Source organism: Dichotomicrobium thermohalophilum (assembly GCF_003550175.1).
Classification (GTDB): Bacteria; Pseudomonadota; Alphaproteobacteria; order Rhizobiales; family Rhodomicrobiaceae; genus Dichotomicrobium; species Dichotomicrobium thermohalophilum.
Genome location: NZ_QXDF01000001.1, coordinates 1,828,166 through 1,847,009, shown reverse-complemented (window position 1 = coordinate 1,847,009; position 18,844 = coordinate 1,828,166). Strand labels below are relative to the sequence as shown.

The following is an 18,844-nucleotide window of genomic DNA, read 5'->3' as shown; positions in this document are numbered from 1 at the left end:
CATATTCGCGCAAGCCAGACCCATTATCCTTCTGAGATTTTAAGCAATATCCCGTTTGAAGAATCGGGTATCCATCGTGGAGCGCGAATCACAGCACGGCGCGCAGGATGATGTAAAGCCCCAGCAGCATCAGCGCGTAGAACAGCACGCGGCGAAACAGTGACTCGGACAGGCGCTTGGCGAGGCGTTGGCCGATTTCCATCCCGATAAGGGCGGGGATGAGCGCGGCGGTGGATATTACCAGCGTCTCCCGCGTGACGATGCCGATCTGGCCGAGCGTGAGCGCGAGCATGATCGCGCAGGCGCCAAACAGCATGCCCATGGCCGGCACGAGTTCAGCGCGTGGCAGGCCGAGCGACTGCAGGAAGATAACGCCGGGCACGATGCTCGACCCGGTCATGCCGGTAATCGCGCCGGTCGCGGCGCCTGACAGTGCGCCGGCCCAGGTCTCGTGCCTCGGCGGTATCTCCAGCCGGAAATGCGCCAGGCTCGCTATGGCGTAGAGGATCAGCACCACCCCCAGCACCCCGGACAGCAGCTCGACATCGACGAAGGTCAGCGCCGTCGCGCCAGGGATCACCATCACGACTGCCGTGCTCAGGAACAGCCAGTGCCGGCGCAGTGCAGCGCGCAGGTTGGGGCTGTAGGCCGTCTGCCAGACATTCGTTATACACGTCGGGATGACCATGAGTGCGAGGCCGTTGGTCAGCCCTAGCGTCGCGGTCAGAAGGGCAACGCTGACCGAGGGCATCCCCATGCCGACGACACCCTTCACGGTTCCGGCGATCAAAAAGGCCGCGGCGATCAGGGCGAGTTCGGCGGGGTCATACATCTTGTCGCCGTCGCTTGCCGGAGATCAGCGCGCGGCGCGCTGTTCCGGCACCGGGCGTTTCGCCGGGAGGGGCGCTGGCGCTGGCGCGGACACAGGCTCTGGCGCTGGGCCGTTCAGCAATTCCGGCCGGTACTCGAAATGCAGCGTGTCGTAATGATACCACTTCCCGCCCCAGATGAAGCCGTGCTGCTCGAAGATCTCGACGATTTCCCAGGGGATGCGATTACGGTAGACCAGAGTCTCGCCTGGCTCGGCGCCGCTCCAGCGCCAGTAGTCGCCGTATTTCGCGTTGATATCCACGGCAGCGCCGAAGGCGTGGACGCTGAAACGCTCGGTCCCGGCGATGGTGCGGCAATGATAGGTGCCGGCACTGGGGCGCAGGTATTTCATGAAACGCTGTGGCAGCTTGTCCAGCTTGTTGGAAACCTTCTGCAGCGCGTCGGCAACGCCGTTCACCTTGGTCACGCGCAGCGTCTTGCCGTAGTTCTCCGGCAGCCAGACAACCTCCTTCAGCCGCGCGCTGACCGCCCGCCGGTCATCCTTGCAGTTGCCGTACATCTTCTCGAAGAACGGCTCGTAGCGCACGCGGCCCGGATCGACATTTTCGAGCGGCGGCACACCGCGCAGGCCGCGCGGATATTCGGCGTAGAACTGGTCTTCGAGGTCCGGATCGGTCAGGCGCTGCTTGAAGGTCTTTTCCCGCCCGTCGTCGAACGGCATCCGTGTGCCGTCGTGCCAGATGATGGCGTTGTCCTCGTAGCCGGCGAGGAAGGCGGGATAAGCGGACACCAGCCGGCGCATAAGACGTTCGTTGCGGCTAAGCGGTTTGGCCGCGGGCTCTGTCTGCTCCCGCTTCGCTCTCGGCGCGGGTTCCTCCGGCGCGACGGTTTGCGCTGCTTCGTCGTCCGCCGGGGCCTCGGCTGCCCGTTCGACTTCGGCGTCCGCGGACGCCGGCAAGGTCCTGCTCTGGCCGGCATCGACCATGTTTCCCGTCTGCTCGGCCAGTCTGGCTTCCGCCGCGCGCACCGGCTGGTGTGCTCCGGGCTCTGCCTCGGGGCGTCCCGAGTCCTGCGCGGATTTCGCCGCCGCCAGCGCGATCAGCGCTATGAACAGCAGATGGGTAAGCCCCGATGCCAACGTCCTGATTTTCACAAGCTTGCCTTGATTGTGCTGCAGTCCGCGATGGCGACGAAAGGTTAATGGCCGGACGGAATTGAAACTGCGTTGCGCATGGTGATTGACTCACCAGATCCGCCGGCTTGCGCTTAACACAGAAGAACAGATGGTGGGAATAATGACAATTTTGCGTTTTGGATATGTTGGCGCCTTGGTCATGGCTCTTGCGTTTGGGGGATCGGCTATGGCGCAGGACACAGATGAGCAGGGCGTGCCCGATCCCGGCGGCAGCGACCAGATGGAGATGATGGACGAGCAGGGCACCGGCGACGCTGTGATGGATGAACAGGACATGGAAGAGCCGGTCGACCCGGCTTCGCCCGAGGCTGACGGCATGGACGGCACCATGATGGATGAACAGGACATGGGCGAGCCGGATGCCGATGCCATGCAGGAGGAGACGGGCCCGGCCGACATGATATCCGACAGCTCGGAGCGTGCGCTGGTCGAGGAAGAGCTCGTCGAGATGACCTGCGACGAACTGTGGATCGCCCGGAACGAGATCTTCGACCGCAATGGCTACTGCTTCCGCAGCGAGCGCGGCAAGGCGTATTTCGACAATTCCGACTGCACCTCCGATTCGCAGGACATCCTGTCCGAGCTCGAATGGCAGAACGTCGAGCTGATCAAGCAGGTCGAAGCCGAAAAGCAGTGTAACTAGGCCCGCCGCTGCGTGGAGAAAAGCGGCAGCCGGCGGCCTTCCGCCGGCTGCTTGATTATGTGCGGGCCTGTCCCAACTTTAGGCGAAGACACAAATGCTTTACCTTTACATCGAAAGGGGTAAAGTGATTGACGGACGTGTCGGTCGTCGCACGATTGCGCGAGGCTGAACGCGCTTTTGAAGCCGGCCCGCCCGAGCGCAGCGCGCCACGGCGTCCGACATGCGGACATCTGATAAAAACAAGAGGCGTGTTTTTGTGAGTGAAGGGCCACAGGAGCGCAAGCCCGCTTATCACCCCGATAGCGTGCCAACGGCTTCATTGTCGGGCGCCCGCACTCAACATTCCAATCGTCGCCGCGGAAACCGGGCATTTTCGCCCGACGAACATGTCTACGCGGCGCTCGACCTCGGCACCAACAATTGCAGGCTGCTCGTGGCGAGGCCGTCGCGCCGCGGCTTCATCGTCGTTGACGCCTTTTCCCGCGTCATCAAGCTGGGCGAGGGGATCACCCAGAGCGGCGCGCTGTCGGAACAGGCGATGAGGCGCACCATTGACGCCCTCAAGGTCTGTGCGGAGAAGATGATCCGCCGCGGGGTGCAGCGCTCGCGCCTGATCGCCACCGAAGCCTGCCGCGTCGCCAGCAATGCGGAAGAGTTCGTCGGGCGGGTGCGTGAGGAGACCGGCCTGGAGCTGGAAATCATCGACCGGGAAACAGAAGCGCGCCTCGCCGTCAGCGGCTGCGCCTCGCTGATCGACCGGCAGAGCGATGGCGCGCTGGTGTTTGACATCGGCGGGGGCTCCTCCGAGCTGATCTTCCTGGACCTGCGCTGCATGAAGGACCAGCAGAAGCGCCGTCCGCATGACCGGTTGTGGGCGCAGGACTGCGTCGCAGCCTGGACTTCCCTGCCGGTTGGCGTGGTCACGCTGGCCGAGCAGTTCGCCGGCGAGCCGATGGATCAGCGCACCTTCGAGGCAATGGTCCGCGAGGTGCATCGTGCATTGCAGGATTTCGACTTGGAGCACGGCGTCTCGGGCCGCATTGCCAGCGGCAACACGCATCTGCTCGGCACTTCTGGCACGGCGACCACCATTGCAGGTATCCATCTCGGCCTGGAATACTATGACCGCCGGCGCGTCGATGGTTGCTGGTTGAGCGCCGATCAGGTCCGGGCGGTTTCGGAGCGCCTGACCGCGATGAAACATGAAGAACGTGTGCGGCAGGGTTGCATCGGGCGCGAGCGGGCCGATCTCATCGTTGCGGGCGCGGCCATCCTTGAGGCGTTGCTGCGGGCCTGGACCTGCGACCGCCTGCGGGTCGCGGACCGTGGCCTGCGGGAAGGCATCCTTGCCACGCTGATGGCGGAGGATGGGGTGCACGATCTCTGGCGCCGGCGCACGCGCCGCTTCCGCCGCAAGTAACTCCGGGCGCGCAAGCGCCTTCAGCAAATCGGACAGTTCATCATGGCACGCAAGCAATCCGGCAAGCGCGGAGCCTCCGGCCGCGGCCGGCGCGACATGACCGTGCGCGTCAGGACCGCCCGGGGCCGCAAAGCATCCTCGACCCGCTGGCTCCAGCGACAGCTCAACGACCCTTACGTCGCCGCTGCCAGGCGCGAGGGGTACCGCTCCCGCGCGGCCTACAAGCTCATCGAGATCGACGATAAGCATCAGCTTCTGAAGGCGGGCGCCGTCGTGGTGGACCTCGGCGCGGCGCCCGGCGGCTGGTCGCAGGTCGCGGCCCAGCGGGTGATGCCGGGCGGCAAGGTGATCGCCATCGACCTTCTGGAGATGAATCCCCTGCCGGATGTCACGGTGCTGCAGGGCGATTTCCTGGAGGACACCGGGCTTGAGGCAGTCAATGCGGCGCTCGCAGGCCAGAAGGCCGACGTCGTGCTCTCCGACATGGCACCGTCCTCGACCGGGCACCGCCAGACCGATCACCTGCGAACCGTCGCGCTTGCCGAGGCCGCGCTCGACTTCGCCCTGCGCGTGCTTGCGCCTGACGGCACGTTTCTCGCAAAGGTCTTTCAGGGCGGAGCGGAGCGGGACATGCTCGATCTGCTGAAGCGGTCCTTTGCCAGTGTACGGCACGTCAAGCCGAAGGCCAGCCGCGCCGAGTCGCCCGAAACCTACGTACTGGCGACGGGCTTTCGGGGCACAGAGGCTGATAAATCGCCGTGAGGGGAAAACGGGCTTAGGGAACGCCTTTGCACTTTTCGATGAAAGTGCTAAGAGAAGCCTAAAAGCGTATGGGGGCTGACGGCCGGGTATGGTGAGCCGAGGCTAGGCAAAAAGTAAGCGTGGAGTAGGGTGGACAATGAGCGAGTCTGTTATCGGCGAAGACCTGACGATTATCGGGAACGTGAAGTCCAAGGGGAACCTGAAGCTGGACGGCAAGCTTCAGGGCGACATGTATTGCGCCTCGCTCATCGTCAGCGAAAAGGGCCGCATCGACGGCGGGATCGTCGCCAACAACGAGGTGATCGTGTTCGGCAACGTCTCCGGCTCGATCCGCAGCAAGCGGGTGATGCTGCACTCGACCGCCCATGTCGAAGGTGACATCTATCATCAGGGTATCGGCATAGAGATGGGAACCCGCTATGATGGAACCCTGAGGTGGACCGAGGACCCGGAGGCGTTCACCTTTGCAGGTGACGGCAAGTCTGACCAGCAGCAGCCGACCACGGCCGAAACGTCGGAGACTCAGCAGGCCGCGCAATCGCAGCAGCAAGCGCAACAGACGCAGCAGGCGCAGTCGGCCCAGCAGCAGGAAAGCGGCGGCCGCCGGCTCTTGCGGCGGTAAATGCACGCGGCGGCTTGAGATCATTGACGCCGTCTCCAATTTGTGCCTCACAAGGACGCCCCGGTCACGCTCGAATCCGAGCGCCGGGGCGTGGTGCATGCAGACACCGCGAGGCCGCGCCGGTCCGTGAAAGGAGTTGGCAGCGATGAAGCTGGCACTGACGTTTGATGATGTTCTTCTCAAGCCGCGCCATTCGAATGTCCTGCCCGCGCAGGTGGACGTCTCGACGCGCGTGACCCCGGAAATCCCGCTGAACATCCCCGTAATCTCTTCGGCGATGGACACGGTGACCGAGGCGCCGCTGGCGATCGCCATCGCTGCGGCGGGCGGCATCGGCGTGCTTCACCGGAACATGTCGCCGGAGGCGCAGGCCGATCAGGTGCGCCAGGTGAAGAAATACGAATCCGGGATGGTCGTGAACCCTGTGACCATCCACCCCGATGCGCCGCTCTCGGAGGCGCTCGATCTCATGCGCCGGCACGCGATCTCGGGCATCCCGGTCGTGACGCCATCGGTCAACGGCTCTCGCGAGGGCCGGCTCGTCGGCATCCTCACCAACCGGGACGTACGTTTCGCCGAGGACACGGACCAGCCGGTCGCGAACCTGATGACGAAGGACGGCCTCGTCACGGTCAAGGACGGGGTTTCCACCGAAGAGGCGAAGCGGCTTCTGCACCAGCATCGCATCGAGAAGCTCCTTGTCGTTGATGATGACTTCCACTGCGTCGGGCTTATTACCGTCAAGGACATCGAGAAGGCGGTTCAGCACCCCAACGCCGCCAAGGATGAGCAGGGCCGTCTGCGTGTCGCGGCGGCGACGACGGTCGGGGACAACGGTTACGAGCGTAGTGGGCGGCTGGTCGACGCTGGCGTGGACATGATTGTTGTTGATACCGCGCACGGGCATTCCGAGCGGGTGCTGGAAGCGGTTCAGCGCGCTAAGGCCCTGTCCAACCGGGTGCAGGTGGTCGCTGGCAACATCGCCACCGCAGAAGGCGCGAAGGCGCTGATTGACGCAGGTGCCGACGCGATCAAGGTCGGCATCGGGCCGGGTTCCATCTGCACGACCCGTGTCGTGGCGGGCGTCGGCGTGCCGCAGCTCACGGCGATCATGGAGGCCGTCGAGGTGGCCGCAGAGCAGGGTGTGCCGGTCATCGCGGACGGCGGCATTCGTTTTTCGGGCGACTTGGCCAAGGCGATCGCGGCAGGCGCGAGCTGCGTGATGGTGGGCTCGCTGCTGGCGGGCACGGATGAAAGCCCCGGTGAGGTCTACCTGTATCAGGGCCGATCCTACAAGGCGTACCAGGGCATGGGCTCGGTCGGCGCGATGGCGCGCGGCTCGGCGGACCGCTACTTCCAGCAGGAGGTGGGGGACACCCTCAAGCTGGTGCCCGAAGGCATCGAGGGGCAGGTGCCCTACAAGGGCCCGATTGCCAGCGTGCTGCATCAGCTTGTCGGCGGCCTGCGCGCGGCGATGGGCTACACCGGCTGCGCGACGATCGAGGAATTCCAGCGCAACACCGAGTTTCTGCGTGTGAGCGGCTCGGGCGTGCGCGAGAGCCACACGCATGACGTGGCGATCACCCGGGAAAGCCCGAACTATCCCGGTCGGCTCGACTAGGCGCCCGCGGCGCGCCAAGTTGCTCGGAAAGGTTCGCCCATGCAGCCTGGTGCCCGCTTGCAGGCGGCAATCGAGGTGCTCGCCGAGATTCTGAATCGCCACAGGCCTGCGGCACAAGCGCTGAGCGACTGGGGACGGGCGCATCGTTTCGCTGGATCTGGCGACCGCGCGGCCATCGGCAACATCGTCTTTGATGCGCTGCGCAAGCGCAATTCTCTGAGCTTCCTGATGGGCGCAGAGACGCCGAGGGCGCTCGCGCTGGGCGTGCTGGCGCATGCCTGGGGCGAGGCGGCTGAGGTGATCGACGCGATGTGCGCAGGCGGACGTGCGCCGGAGCCGCTGAGCGAGGCGGAGCGGGCCGGACTGATAGCGGCTCTTGACCCGGATGCCCCGGACTGGGTGCGCGGCAACTATCCCGAGTGGATGGCGGATGAATTCCGCGCGGCGTTCGGTGCGGAGGCCGTCGCGCAAGGCGCGGCGCTGGCCGAACGCGCCCCGGTTGATGTCCGCGTGAACACGCTGAAAGCGGACCGCGCGAAGGTGATGAAGGCGCTGCGCGAATACGCGCCGGAAGAAACGCCGTTCTCGCCGGTCGGCGTGCGCGTGCCGGTGCGTGCGCGCCATCACAAGGCCCCGAAGATCGAAGCGGATGCGGCGCATGGCAAGGGCTGGTTCGAGGTGCAGGACGAAGGCTCTCAGATCGCCGCGCTCCTGGCCGGCGCCGGCCCGCGCCATCAGGTTGCCGATGTCTGCGCAGGGGCCGGCGGCAAGACGCTGGCGCTGGCCGCACAGATGGAGAATACGGGGCAGATCTATGCCTACGACGCCGACAAGACGCGGCTGCGCCCGATCTTCGAACGGCTGAAGCGCGCGGGCGCGCGGAATGTTCAGGTTCTTCCCGCGGGCAACGAATCGGCGCTCGAAGAGCTTCGCGAGCGGATGGATATCGTGTTCGTCGATGCCCCGTGCAGCGGCTCTGGCGCGTGGCGCCGGCGGCCGGATGCGAAATGGCGGCTGTCGCCGCAGGCACTGGAAAAGCGCCATGCCGAGCAGCGGGCTGTACTGGCGCAGTCCGCGCCGCTGGTGAAGCCTGGCGGGTGGCTGGTCTATGTGACCTGTTCGGTGCTGCCCAGCGAGAACGACGCGCAAGCCGCATGGTTCCTGGCTGAGTATTCGGACTTTGCGCCGGTGCCGCTCGCGCAGGTCTGGCGTGAAACACTGAGCGCCTCGTTCCCCGGCAGCGCCGCCACAGGGAACGGGGATTCGCTGCTGCTGACACCGGCCAGCCATGGCACGGACGGGTTTTTCATTGCCATCCTCCAACGCAGCGCCTAAAGCCCGCAGGACGCATTGCAAACTGGCCGGTCGTCCTCATCTCAGAATTACCGGGTGCGGACACGTGAGCGGGTCAGGGCCCCGGCGAAGGAATGCCGCATGAGTGTTATCAAGACGCTGTTCGGCCTGGTTCTGATTGTTGTTTTCGTCGGGTTTGGCTACTGGCTGTATGCGACCTACACCACCGAAAGAGGCGACGACCCAATCTGGGCCGGGCTCAACGGGCTGATGCCGACCGAACTGCAGCAATGGGCCTGTAGCGAGATCAGGCAACGGGCCGGCGGGGAACCTGCGCCGCAAAGCTGTGCCCAGTACTGGAACGTGCCCGGCCCGGAGGAAGCCGCCGCGCCCGGAACCGAGATCGCTGAACCGGTGGATGAGGCGACTCCTGAACCAGCGCCAGCCAACGCTTCCGCTGCGGATTAGATGCTCGGGCGGAGCCCGCCAGCTTGACCGGCGAGTAAGGGAGTGCTCTATCAGCGGCAAGCCAGCCCGTTAACTGACCGCGCTTTATCAGCTTCAAACGTATGACCGAAACTGTCCTTATCATCGACTTCGGAAGCCAGGTAACGCAGCTCATTGCGCGGCGCGTGCGCGAATCCGGCGTCTATTCCGAGATCGTGCCGTTCACCGACGCCGAAGATGCTGTGACCCGGATGAAGCCGAGCGCGATCATTCTCTCCGGTGGGCCAGCCAGCACGCATGAGGCGGGCACGCCGCGCGCCCCCGAAGCGGTTTTCTCTGCCGGCGTGCCGGTGCTCGGCATCTGCTATGGCCAGCAGACCATGGTGGCGCAGATGGGCGGCGCGGTATCCGGCTCCGATCACCGGGAGTTCGGCCGCGCGGAGATCATGCTCCGTAAGCCCTCCCCGCTCTTCGAGGGGCTGGGCGATCCGGGCAGCAGCTTGCAAGTCTGGATGAGCCACGGCGACCGGGTCGACAGCCTGCCGCCTGGCTTTGAGGTCATCGCCAGCACACCCGGCGCGCCGTTTGCTGCCATCGCGGATGAAAGCCGTCAGCTTTACGGCGTGCAGTTCCATCCCGAGGTGGTCCACACGCCGCAGGGCGCGGCGATGCTGCGCAACTTCACCCACGAGATCGCCGGCTGCAAGGGCGGCTGGACAATGGCGCGGTTCCGCGATACGGCGATCGAACGCATCCGGGAGCAGGTCGGCGACGGGCGCGTCGTCTGCGGGCTGTCCGGTGGGGTCGATTCGGCAGTGACGGCGGTGCTGATCCATGAGGCGATCGGCGAGCAGCTCACCTGCATCTTCGTCGATCACGGCCTGTTGCGCGCGGGCGAGGCCGAGCAGGTGGTCACCCTGTTTCGCGACAGCTACAATATCCCGCTCGTCCATGCCGAGGCCGCCCCCCAATTCCTGGCCGCGCTGGAAGGCGTCAGTGACCCCGAGCAGAAGCGCAAGATCATCGGCGGGCTGTTCATCGACGTGTTCGAGGCCGAGGCGAAGCGTATCGGCGGCGCGGATTTCCTGGCGCAGGGCACGCTATACCCGGATGTCATCGAAAGCGTATCATTTACTGGCGGCCCCTCGGTGACGATCAAGTCGCACCACAATGTCGGCGGGCTGCCCGAGCGCATGAACATGAAGCTGCTGGAGCCGCTGCGCGAACTGTTCAAGGATGAGGTGCGCGAACTCGGCCGCGAGCTTGGGCTGCCTGACGGGTTTCTGCGCCGTCATCCTTTCCCCGGTCCGGGGCTCGCGATACGTATTCCCGGTGCCGTCACGCCGGACAAGCTGGAAATTCTGCGCAAGGCCGATCGGATCTATCTCGAAGAGATCGAGAAGGCCGGTCTCTACGACGACATCTGGCAGGCTTTCGCCGTGCTGCTGCCGGTCCGCACGGTCGGCGTCATGGGCGATGCCCGGTCATACGACTATGTCTGCGCGCTGCGCGCGGTGACCTCGACTGACGGGATGACGGCAGACTATTTCCCGTTCAGCCACGACTTCCTGGGCCGGGCGGCGACGCGGATCATCAACGAAGTGCGCGGCATCAACCGCGTTGTCTATGACGTGACCTCGAAGCCGCCTGGCACGATCGAGTGGGAATAGACAAACTAGAAGGCCGCCCCGAGAGGCGGCCTTTGTCTTGCTCGGCTTTCGCTTGCTTCAGTAGTAGTAATGGTGAAGGCAGCCGTGATAGCGCAGGCAGCCGCGGATATCTTCCGGATAGTACCAGTTCTCCCGGCAGCGGCGCAGCCAGTAGCGGCAGCTGCGGTAGCGGTGACCATAGCCGTAATGACGCCGGTAGCCACAGCCCGCTCGCGCCATGCAGCGGCGATAGCGGTGGCCGAATCCCGAGCGGTAGCGGCACTCCAGGTGACGGACATAGCAGCGGTCCGCGCGTTCGCCGGCGATATATTGCGCCAGGTGAAGCGATGATGAGACATGCGCGGACGCTTGCAGTCCGGCGCGTTCCAGATGAGCCGATGCGGCTTTTGCCTGAGTGGGGATGCCGCTCCAGGCGGCCAAACCGATCAAGAACACAAGAGCCAAGTTGAAGTGTACGCGCATGTCTCCTCTCTCCTTCAGGTCGCTGTCACCCGACCCGACGGGTCAGGCTCTCCTAACGGCAGCCGCGGCGGGCCATGCAGCGGCGATAGTCGCGGCCGAAACCGAAGCGATAACGGCAAACGCGGTGAGCGCGGCGGCAGCGACCACGGCGGTAACCGCGATGGAACCTGCGACGCACATACCAGCCGCAACCGCCACGGCGCATGCAGCGCCGATAATCCCGACCGACGCCCCAGCGCTGACGGCACACAAAGTTACGCCGGCGGCAGCGCCAGGCCTGCGCTTGCTCAACGAGCGAGCTGGTCGTCTCGCCCGAAAGAAGCTGCTTCATCGTCAGGGTAGACGACGTCCCCGCGCTGGCAGCCGCAGCCTGCGGCGAGATGAAGACAAACGCGGCCAGACCGGCAGCCAGCAACATGAAGGCTTGGAATGTATTGCGCATGAGACGCTCCATTTTTCCTTATCCTTGCTGAATTCGCCGACAGTGCGAATTCCAGTGCCGGTCAAGGCTATTCACCGGAATGTGAACACATGCTGAATGTTCATACCGGCAGCAGGTCATGGCGTCCCTACTCGAATTTGCACCGCCAGTTCCGGCAAGGCCGGTACAGCGCGAAACAGCCGGAGGGGCAGTGCCAGCAGCCGCTGCGGTCCCGCCAGGAATTGCGTTTACAGAAGCGCCGCATGGCATCGCGTTCGGCTCCAATGTCGCGGCGGGGCTCCAGATAGGCGTCCGCAGGCGGATAGTCGTCCTCGGCTAAACGGTTGATCCAGCAGCGGAGGCCGCATTCCGGCTCCGGCGCGGGGTAATAATCGTATGGCTCGCGGTAACCGTCATAGGCCCCGTATCTTTTTTTTTATAAAGAGGCTCCCGGTAGCTCGAGCGCTGGTAGAAGGCATCGAACGCGCGGCCTTCCCGGAAAGGTCGGGAGGTCTCGCCACGCCGCCAGCGCTCCCGTGCGTCGTCCAAGTCGCGATCGTCGTAATAGCGATCGCGCGGCCCTGGCCGCTCATAGGCACCGCGGCGATAAGGGGGCACGTCCTCGTCGAAACCCGGCTCGGCATCCGGATAGGGCCGCCCGTAACGATCCCTCAGCGTGTCGCGCGGACCGTTCCAGTCACCGCGATACGGGGCATCCTCGTAATAGGGGTCGTCGCGGTCGGAGTAGCGGCCGGGCCGTTCATCGTAATAGCGCTCGTCGTCATAACGGCCATAGCGATCGCGGTAGCCATCGCGGTAAGGATCGGCGCGCCGGCGATAGCAACGCTTGTCATACCCCCGCCGCCGGTCGTAATAACGCGGGCAGCCGAGATCGGCCGCCAATTGCAGGCGCGGCGCACCCTGTTCGCCGTCCGTGTAATGCATCACGGCAGGTTGCGGTTCAGGCGTTTGGGCCAACGCGGCCGGCCCGCCGGCGGCCATCAGGCTGGCGAAGACGATTTCGGCAAACATTCGTGTGGCCTCTCGCGTTTGATAACTTTGCCCTCAGTCGCGAGGAAACGACGTTTTTAATCGAATGAGAAGCGAATTTGATTAACAGCGTTAACCACGGGCTAAGATTACGGCGCGACAAGCAGTTGCGGTCGCGGGTTAACGCAGAGGCGGCCCGGCGCTGCGCGCGCCTGACAAGCAGGACGGATAGATGAGCGATACCGCAACACGGATCACGGCACCGGAAATCCGCACGCGCAAGGGCGGGGCTCCCATTGTTTCGTTGACCGCATATCATGCGCATACCGCGCGGCTGATCGACCCCCACGTCGATTTCATGCTGGTTGGCGATTCGCTAGGCATGGTCATGCACGGCTACGAGAGCACGGTGCCGGTGCCGCTGGATCTCATGATCATGCATGGCGCGGCCGTGGTCCGCGGCTCACAGCGCGCACTGGTCGTGGTGGACATGCCCTTCGGCAGTTACGAGGAAAGCCCGGCAATCGCCTTCCGTAACGCAGCGCGGGTGATGAAGGAAACCGGCTGCGGCGCCATCAAGCTGGAGGGCGGCCAGCGTATGGCCGAGACGATTCGCTACCTGAGCGAGCGCGGCATCCCGGTCATGGCGCATATCGGTCTGACGCCGCAGTCGGTGAATACGCTGGGCGGCTATCGCGCCCAGGGGCGCCATGAAAGCGAATGGGCCGAGATCGAGTCGGATGCGCAGGCGGTGGCAGAGGCGGGTGCGTTCGCGGTGGTGATCGAAGGCGTCGCCGAGCTTCTCGCCGCGCGCATCACGCGCCAGATCGATATCCCAACAATTGGCATTGGTGCCTCGGCAGACTGCGATGGGCAGATACTGGTGCTGGAAGACATGCTCGGGCTGTCGCCGCGCGTGCCGAAATTCGTCAAGCGTTACGCGGAGTTGGCCGACGGCATCGCGGATGCGGTGAAGACCTATGCCGAGGAGGTGCGCAGCCGCCGGTTCCCGGGGCGGGAGCACGTTTATGGAATGCGCAACGAGCGTGTGGAAGCACCGGGGACAGTCACGAAAAAGCCGAAAATGACCGGCAACTAACGCTTGAGTGATCGGCGGCGAACCTACATTTAAGCGTAAGCGGGGAAAGCGTTGATTTTCGCCGCTTGTAAGGCTGCCGGATCGGTTCGGTGGCTGGATTAATCACGCTGCGAAACAAGGCGCGCGAAGCGGGCGAATGAATGAGTGAAGGTGATATCTTCCGCGAGGTCGAGCAGGACATGCGCCGGGAGCAACTGGCGCAGCTATGGCGGAAATACGGTGTTTATGTCATCGCGACGGCGCTGGTGATCGTGCTCGCCGTGGGCGGCTATCAGGGCTGGACCTGGTGGCAAAGCTCGCGGGCGGCCTCAGACGGCACGGCCTTCGTCGAGGCGAGCACCCTCCAGCAGAACGGTCAGCCGGATGCGGCGGCGGAGACCTTCTCCGCGCTGGCGGAGGACGGCATGGGCAGCTATTCGGCCCTTTCTGAGCTGCGCCTTGCCGCGATCGCTGCGGCGAAGGGAGAGACCGATGCGGCGGTTCAGGCTTACGACAGCGTGGCCGAAAGCACGGATGACTCCATGCTGCGCGGCTTCGCGCGCATCCAGGCCGCGACTCTCCTGATCGACACCGCGGCCCCATCCGAGATCGAGGCGCGTGTCGGCGACATGCGTGACGACGCGAGCCCCTGGCGACATTCCGCGCGGGAGTTGCTTGCGCTATCCGCTTTCAAGGCGGATGAGAATGAGAAGGCCCGGACGCTCTATCAGGAGCTTCTGAGCGACAGTGACACGCCCGGCCCCATGCGCCAGCGCGCGCAGATGATGCTTTCGCTCATCAATGCGCCGGCCAGCGCCGGTAGCACGGACGCAGCATCAGCATCCGCCGAGTAGCTGTCAGACCTGTTTTGCGTGCCGCGTCGGTTGGCGTATGGACCACCTATAAGCGAACGAGACAAACGGCGAAGGACAGGCCATGGCCGAGGTGACGGGAAGAAGCGGCGCGAACGAAAAAGAGGCGAACGGCAGGCGATGGCCTGCGGCGGGCCGGGCACTTCGCATCGCGACGGTTGCTTTCGTCTTGCCGGTTGCTGGCTGCACCTCTGTCTCCGGCGTGGCGGATTCGGTCACCTCGATCTTCGAGGAGGAAGAGGAACGCTTGCCGGGTGAGCGTATCTCGGTCGTATCGCCAGGCTCTACCTCTTCGATCGCCAATGTCGAGACGGCCAGGCCCGTATCCGTCTCCGATCCGCAGACGAACGCAGCCTGGAGCCAGCCGGGAGGCATCGCGAGCAATGCGCCGGGGCATCTGGCCTTCGGCGGCGGGCTCAGCCCGCGCTGGCAGGTCGATATCGGAGCTGGCTCCAGCTCTGACGGCCAGCTTATCGCCAAACCGGTGGTCGTGGGCAACCGCGTTTTCACGATTGATACGGAGGGCACGGTCCGCGCCTTTTCCAGGAGCAGCGGAAGCGAGCTATGGGAACGTCCGCTCGTCCCGGAAAACGAGGACGAAGAGGCCGGCTTCGGCGGTGGCTTGGCGCTTGCCGACGGCAAGCTGTTCGCCGCCACGGGGTTCGGCACGGTCGTCGCGCTCGATCCCTCCTCCGGCAAGCCGTTGTGGAGCAAGCGCTTCGAGTTGCCCTTCCGCATGTCACCGACGGCCGTCGATGGGCGCATCTTCGTGGTCAACGCCGAGAGTCAGCTCTTCTGCCTCTCCACCAAGGACGGCAGCGAACTCTGGACCGCCCGTGGCCTGCCCGAAGCGGCGACGATCCTGAGCAACGCCAGCCCTGCGGTCTCTGGCGACACGGTCGTGGTGCCGTACCCCTCGGGCGAGCTGCTGGCTTTCGATATCGAGAAGGGCCAGCCGAAATGGGCCGAATCGCTCACGCGCACGCGTCCGGGCCTTGCCGCGCAGGAGGTTGGCGACACCGCGCGTCCGGCCATCGCTGGCGGCACGGTCTATGCGGTCAGCGGCGCCGGTCGTCTCATCGCCACCGACATCGAGTCCGGCTCGCGTCGGTGGTCGCTGGATGTCAGCGGTTCCCAGACGCCATGGGTGGCGGGGGACGCCGTTTTCGTCGTGGATCGCTCGGGCAAGCTGGTCGCCGTGGAGCGCGATAGTGGCGAGATTGCCTGGGTGTCTGACCTACCGCCCGCGCGGCACTGGAATGGCCCCGTTCTCGCCGGCGGCAAACTCTGGCTGATTTCCTCGAAAGGGCTTATGCTCGGGGTGAACGCCCGCACGGGCGAAGTTGCCACCAAGCGCGATCTGGACACGGGCGTGTATATCGCGCCAGTGGTCGCCGACGGTCAGATGTACGTACTGACTGACGGCGCCGACCTGATCGCGCTGAATTAGCGAGGTCGCGTGCCTGGCGCACGTGCCCGCCGTCGCCGCGTATGACCCTGAAAGTCGCCATCGTCGGCCGGCCCAATGTCGGCAAATCGACCCTTTTCAATCGTCTGACCGGGCGCAAGCTCGCGCTCGTGGCGCCCATGCCGGGGCTGACCCGCGACCGCCGCGAGGGTGCTTTTGAGGTCGCCGGACAGCCCGCCACGCTAATCGACACCGCCGGGCTGGAGGATGCCGAAGCGGGGAGCATCGCAGAGCGCATGCGCGTCCAGAGCGAGCGCGCCATCGCCGAAGCCGATATCGTTCTGTTCGTCATCGACGCGCGCGTTGGCGTGACACCCGTCGATGAGATGTTCGCTGATATTGCGCGACAGTCGGGGCACCCGGTGATCCTGGTTGCCAACAAAGCGGAGGGCAGCGCGGGCGAGTCCGGTGTGTACGAAGCCTACAGCCTTGGTCTCGGCGACCCGGTCGCCATCTCGGCGGAGCACGGGGAGGGCATTGGCGATCTCCATGACCGCCTGGAGACGGAGGCGGAGGCCCTGCTGAGAGCAGGCATAGCCGAGGCCGAGGCAGCAGAGGCGGAAGAGCGGCCCATACGCGTGGCGATCATCGGGCGGCCCAATGCCGGCAAGTCGACACTCTTCAACCGCCTCGCTGGCGAAGAACGTGCCATCACCGGACCCGAGCCGGGCCTCACCCGTGACGCTATCGCCATCGACCTGACCTGGGGCGACCAGGCCTTTAAACTTTACGACACCGCCGGGCTGCGCCGCCGCGCGCGCGTTCACGAGGAGGCCGAGAAGCTCTCGGTCAGCGATGCGTTGCGGGCGATCCGTTTTGCCGAAGTCGTGATCGTGTTGCTGGAGGCGGACCGCGCTCTGGAAAAGCAGGACTTGCACATCGCCGCGTTAGCCGCCGATGAAGGCCGGGCGATGGTTATCGCCATCAACAAATGGGATCTCGTTCGCGACAAGGACGCGAAGCGGCAGGAATTCCGGGCCGAGATCGACCGCTTGCTGCCGCAGATCAAGGGTGTGCCGATGGTGGCGATAAGCGCGCTGACAGGGCGCGGGCTGAACCAGTTGATGGCTCAGGTCGGCAAGGCGTATGAGCTCTGGAACGCACGCTTCGGCACTGGAAAGCTCAACCGCTGGCTCTCCGAGGTGGTCGATGCACACCCGCCCCCCGCGCCGGGCGGGCGGCGCCTGAAGTTGCGGTATATCACCCAGCCGGGCGCGCGTCCGCCGCGCTTCGTGGTTTTCTGCTCCCGGCCGGAGGCCGTGCCGGCGTCCTACGAGCGCTACCTGATCAACAGCTTGCGCGATGCGTTCGATTTGTGGGGCGTGCCGGTGCGCCTGTTCCTTCGCAAGGGCAAGAACCCCTATCAGGAAGACTGAAATGGCGGAGGTGTTGTTCTATCATCTGGAGCGTCAACCGCTGGAACGCGTGCTCCCTGTGCTGCTTGAAAAGACCTTGGAGCGGGGCTGGCGCGCGGTCGTGCAGACGGCTTCGCAAGAGTATGCCGAGGCGCTCGACGGCCATCTATGGACGTATCGCGAGGACTCTTTCCTCCCGCACGGGCTGGCGAGCGAACGGGAGGCGCCGCGGAATCCCATCGTGTTGACGCCGGACACGACGAACCCGAACAGCGCGCAGGTGCGCTTCGTCGTCGAGGGGGCCGCGCTGCCCGATGCCAGCCAGTATACACGCGTGGTTTTGCTGTTTGACGGCGGCGACGAGAGCGCGGTGGCCGCGGCCCGGCAAAGCTGGAAATCAGCGAAGGCGGCGGGCCATGATGTGACCTACTGGCAGCAGACCGAAACCGGAAAGTGGGAGAAGAAGGCGTGAGCGAAGCCGAACAGCCGGAGAATTTCGAGACGCGGCGCGCGCATGGAAAGGCAGTGGCCGACCAGCTCCGCGCGGAGTGCGAGAGCGCCGGGAGACCGCTCGGCTGGTTCGACGCTGTCTATCGCGGCGCTGATGGTGACCCCGCGATGGTCCCCTGGGGCCACCAGAAGGTGCGCCCTGAGCTGGCCGAATGGCTGGCCGCACTGCCTCGGGATGCGCCGCGTGGGTGCGTGCTCGATGTCGGCGCGGGGCTGGGGGACAACGCGAACGCATTGGCTGAAGCCGGTTTCCGCGTTACGGCCTTCGACATCTCGGGTGAGGCGGTGGAATGGGCCGCAAAACGCTTTCCGCACCCGAATATCGAATGGGCCGTACACAACCTTATGGATCCCCCGCCGGCGGCCTGGCGCGATGCGTTCGATCTTGTTTGCGAGGTGTACACGCTGCAGGCGCTGCGCCAGTCGATGCGTGCGCCAGCAATCGCGCGGTTGCCGGACTTCTTGAAACCCGGCGGCCACCTCCTTGTCATTACCAAGGCGACGGACGGTCCGCCGGAGGGCGAGACACCGCCATGGCCTCTGCAGCGCCACGAACTGGACGTGCTGGCCGGCACGCTGGAAATGGTGAGCTTCGAGTATCTGGATGCCGAAGGCGGCGGCTCGCCCCATTTCCGCGCGCTCTATCGCAAGCCTGATTAGCGCCCGAGGTGAATTGCGGGCTGGCGCACACCGCTTCACCCCGTTATCGTCTGGCCAATAAAGACCGGCCAGATGGGAGTGATAAATGCCAGCCTTGAGCGTGTGCCTGTCAGTTGCCCTGATGCTGTTCGCCGCCGCATCCGCTTCGGCGCAACCGCTGGAAAAGCTCGACGTCGCCAATGGCGAGCGGCTTGCCCAGAAACTGTGCGTCAACTGCCATCAGGTCGCCCCGGATGACACTGGCACGGTGCTGGCCGACGTGCCCGGCTTCCCCGCGGTTGCGAATCGCTCCGGCATGACCCGCGAGAAGATCGAGGCCTATGTGCTGTCGCCGCATCCCGCGATGCCGACGATCCAGTTCACGCGTGACGAGCTGGCCGATATATCCGCCTACATCATGAGTCTGCGCGAGGAGGAGGCGAAAGAGGAAGCCGCTGACTGACGTTTCTCGCACACATGGTTTACCGCGCGCGGGGCGCGGGCTAAAAACACCACGCCGATAAGAAGCCGATCCTGTTTCAGGA

Annotated in this window: 20 protein-coding genes; 15 read left to right on the top strand and 5 right to left on the bottom strand. The window is 64.9% G+C overall.

What is annotated here, in order from left to right; all coding sequences use genetic code 11:
• Positions 1–88 precede the first annotated feature (88 nt).
• A complete protein-coding gene (locus BXY53_RS08575) occupies positions 89–832 on the bottom strand; it encodes a sulfite exporter TauE/SafE family protein (RefSeq protein WP_119061412.1) in 744 nt (247 codons plus the stop codon).
• Positions 833–856: 24 nt separating this feature from the next.
• Positions 857–1,984, bottom strand: a complete 1,128-nt coding sequence (locus tag BXY53_RS08570) for a M15 family metallopeptidase (protein WP_210209177.1) — start codon at positions 1,982–1,984, stop codon at positions 857–859.
• Between the two features lie 208 nt (positions 1,985–2,192).
• On the opposite strand from BXY53_RS08570, the gene BXY53_RS14235 reads away from it, so the two are divergent.
• The 8 genes from BXY53_RS14235 (at position 2,193) to guaA (ending at position 10,504) form a co-directional block, all read left to right on the top strand.
• Entirely contained in the window at positions 2,193–2,669 is a 477-nt protein-coding gene (locus tag BXY53_RS14235; protein ID WP_210209176.1) for a YARHG domain-containing protein, read from the top strand.
• Positions 2,670–3,102: 433 nt separating this feature from the next.
• Complete coding sequence (locus tag BXY53_RS08560) at positions 3,103–4,089, top strand: Ppx/GppA phosphatase family protein (protein WP_245410395.1); 987 nt, start codon at positions 3,103–3,105, stop codon at positions 4,087–4,089.
• Positions 4,090–4,131: 42 nt separating this feature from the next.
• Entirely contained in the window at positions 4,132–4,851 is a 720-nt protein-coding gene (locus BXY53_RS08555; protein WP_119061410.1) for an RlmE family RNA methyltransferase, read from the top strand.
• Between the two features lie 136 nt (positions 4,852–4,987).
• A complete protein-coding gene (locus tag BXY53_RS08550; protein ID WP_119061409.1) occupies positions 4,988–5,473 on the top strand; it encodes a bactofilin family protein in 486 nt (161 codons plus the stop codon).
• Positions 5,474–5,618: 145 nt separating this feature from the next.
• Positions 5,619–7,094, top strand: coding sequence for an IMP dehydrogenase (guaB, locus tag BXY53_RS08545; RefSeq protein ID WP_119061408.1), 1,476 nt, complete (start codon positions 5,619–5,621; stop codon positions 7,092–7,094).
• 39 nt (positions 7,095–7,133) lie between these two features.
• Complete coding sequence (locus BXY53_RS08540; RefSeq protein ID WP_119061407.1) at positions 7,134–8,429, top strand: RsmB/NOP family class I SAM-dependent RNA methyltransferase; 1,296 nt, start codon at positions 7,134–7,136, stop codon at positions 8,427–8,429.
• 99 nt (positions 8,430–8,528) lie between these two features.
• Positions 8,529–8,855 (top strand): hypothetical protein, encoded by a 327-nt coding sequence (locus BXY53_RS08535; RefSeq protein ID WP_119061406.1) that lies wholly within the window; start codon positions 8,529–8,531, stop codon positions 8,853–8,855.
• Between the two features lie 101 nt (positions 8,856–8,956).
• On the top strand, positions 8,957–10,504 hold the full coding sequence (gene guaA / locus BXY53_RS08530; protein WP_119061405.1) for a glutamine-hydrolyzing GMP synthase: 1,548 nt from the start codon (positions 8,957–8,959) through the stop codon (positions 10,502–10,504).
• 57 nt (positions 10,505–10,561) lie between these two features.
• Here the strand turns inward: guaA and BXY53_RS08525 are convergent, their stop codons facing one another.
• The 3 genes from BXY53_RS08525 to BXY53_RS08515 form a co-directional block, all read right to left on the bottom strand.
• Positions 10,562–10,966 carry a hypothetical protein gene (locus tag BXY53_RS08525; RefSeq protein ID WP_119061404.1) on the bottom strand — a complete coding sequence of 135 codons (405 nt, stop codon included), beginning with the start codon at positions 10,964–10,966 and terminating at the stop codon, positions 10,562–10,564.
• Positions 10,967–11,018: 52 nt separating this feature from the next.
• Positions 11,019–11,420, bottom strand: coding sequence for a hypothetical protein (locus BXY53_RS08520; RefSeq protein ID WP_119061403.1), 402 nt, complete (start codon positions 11,418–11,420; stop codon positions 11,019–11,021).
• A 303-nt stretch (positions 11,421–11,723) separates the two neighbouring features.
• A complete protein-coding gene (locus BXY53_RS08515) occupies positions 11,724–12,419 on the bottom strand; it encodes a hypothetical protein (protein ID WP_119061402.1) in 696 nt (231 codons plus the stop codon).
• 190 nt (positions 12,420–12,609) lie between these two features.
• On the opposite strand from BXY53_RS08515, the gene panB reads away from it, so the two are divergent.
• The 7 genes from panB (at position 12,610) to BXY53_RS08480 (ending at position 18,762) form a co-directional block, all read left to right on the top strand.
• A complete protein-coding gene (gene panB, locus BXY53_RS08510) occupies positions 12,610–13,476 on the top strand; it encodes a 3-methyl-2-oxobutanoate hydroxymethyltransferase (protein ID WP_119061401.1) in 867 nt (288 codons plus the stop codon).
• A gap of 140 nt (positions 13,477–13,616) precedes the next feature.
• Positions 13,617–14,309, top strand: a complete 693-nt coding sequence (locus tag BXY53_RS08505) for a tetratricopeptide repeat protein (RefSeq protein WP_119061400.1) — start codon at positions 13,617–13,619, stop codon at positions 14,307–14,309.
• Between the two features lie 82 nt (positions 14,310–14,391).
• On the top strand, positions 14,392–15,777 hold the full coding sequence (locus BXY53_RS08500; RefSeq protein WP_119061399.1) for an outer membrane protein assembly factor BamB family protein: 1,386 nt from the start codon (positions 14,392–14,394) through the stop codon (positions 15,775–15,777).
• 41 nt (positions 15,778–15,818) lie between these two features.
• Positions 15,819–17,171 carry a ribosome biogenesis GTPase Der gene (gene der / locus BXY53_RS08495; protein WP_119061398.1) on the top strand — a complete coding sequence of 451 codons (1,353 nt, stop codon included), beginning with the start codon at positions 15,819–15,821 and terminating at the stop codon, positions 17,169–17,171.
• Between the two features lies 1 nt (position 17,172).
• Complete coding sequence (locus BXY53_RS08490) at positions 17,173–17,622, top strand: DNA polymerase III subunit chi (RefSeq protein ID WP_119061397.1); 450 nt, start codon at positions 17,173–17,175, stop codon at positions 17,620–17,622.
• Positions 17,619–18,320 carry a class I SAM-dependent methyltransferase gene (locus tag BXY53_RS08485; RefSeq protein WP_119061396.1) on the top strand — a complete coding sequence of 234 codons (702 nt, stop codon included), beginning with the start codon at positions 17,619–17,621 and terminating at the stop codon, positions 18,318–18,320. The genes BXY53_RS08490 and BXY53_RS08485 overlap by 4 nt, the downstream gene beginning before the upstream one ends.
• An 85-nt stretch (positions 18,321–18,405) precedes the next feature.
• A complete protein-coding gene (locus BXY53_RS08480) occupies positions 18,406–18,762 on the top strand; it encodes a c-type cytochrome (RefSeq protein WP_119061395.1) in 357 nt (118 codons plus the stop codon).
• Positions 18,763–18,844: the final 82 nt, after the last annotated feature.

Excerpts from the sequence above, each read along its gene's own strand:
- BXY53_RS08500 (WP_119061399.1), top strand. The coding sequence starts at position 14,392 with ATGGCCGAGGTGACGGGAAGAAGCGGCGCGAACGAAAAAGAGGCGAAC.
- BXY53_RS08505 (WP_119061400.1), top strand. The coding sequence starts at position 13,617 with ATGAGTGAAGGTGATATCTTCCGCGAGGTCGAGCAGGACATGCGCCGG.
- guaB (WP_119061408.1), top strand. The coding sequence starts at position 5,619 with ATGAAGCTGGCACTGACGTTTGATGATGTTCTTCTCAAGCCGCGCCAT.
- BXY53_RS08525 (WP_119061404.1), bottom strand. The coding sequence starts at position 10,966 with ATGCGCGTACACTTCAACTTGGCTCTTGTGTTCTTGATCGGTTTGGCC.
- BXY53_RS08515 (WP_119061402.1), bottom strand. The coding sequence starts at position 12,419 with ATGTTTGCCGAAATCGTCTTCGCCAGCCTGATGGCCGCCGGCGGGCCG.
- BXY53_RS08480 (WP_119061395.1), top strand. The coding sequence starts at position 18,406 with ATGCCAGCCTTGAGCGTGTGCCTGTCAGTTGCCCTGATGCTGTTCGCC.
- BXY53_RS08535 (WP_119061406.1), top strand. The coding sequence starts at position 8,529 with ATGAGTGTTATCAAGACGCTGTTCGGCCTGGTTCTGATTGTTGTTTTC.
- BXY53_RS08490 (WP_119061397.1), top strand. The coding sequence starts at position 17,173 with ATGGCGGAGGTGTTGTTCTATCATCTGGAGCGTCAACCGCTGGAACGC.
- BXY53_RS08550 (WP_119061409.1), top strand. The coding sequence starts at position 4,988 with ATGAGCGAGTCTGTTATCGGCGAAGACCTGACGATTATCGGGAACGTG.
- panB (WP_119061401.1), top strand. The coding sequence starts at position 12,610 with ATGAGCGATACCGCAACACGGATCACGGCACCGGAAATCCGCACGCGC.
- BXY53_RS08555 (WP_119061410.1), top strand. The coding sequence starts at position 4,132 with ATGGCACGCAAGCAATCCGGCAAGCGCGGAGCCTCCGGCCGCGGCCGG.
- guaA (WP_119061405.1), top strand. The coding sequence starts at position 8,957 with ATGACCGAAACTGTCCTTATCATCGACTTCGGAAGCCAGGTAACGCAG.
- BXY53_RS08540 (WP_119061407.1), top strand. The coding sequence starts at position 7,134 with ATGCAGCCTGGTGCCCGCTTGCAGGCGGCAATCGAGGTGCTCGCCGAG.
- BXY53_RS14235 (WP_210209176.1), top strand. The coding sequence starts at position 2,193 with ATGGCGCAGGACACAGATGAGCAGGGCGTGCCCGATCCCGGCGGCAGC.
- der (WP_119061398.1), top strand. The coding sequence starts at position 15,819 with ATGACCCTGAAAGTCGCCATCGTCGGCCGGCCCAATGTCGGCAAATCG.
- BXY53_RS08575 (WP_119061412.1), bottom strand. The coding sequence starts at position 832 with ATGTATGACCCCGCCGAACTCGCCCTGATCGCCGCGGCCTTTTTGATC.
- BXY53_RS08520 (WP_119061403.1), bottom strand. The coding sequence starts at position 11,420 with ATGGAGCGTCTCATGCGCAATACATTCCAAGCCTTCATGTTGCTGGCT.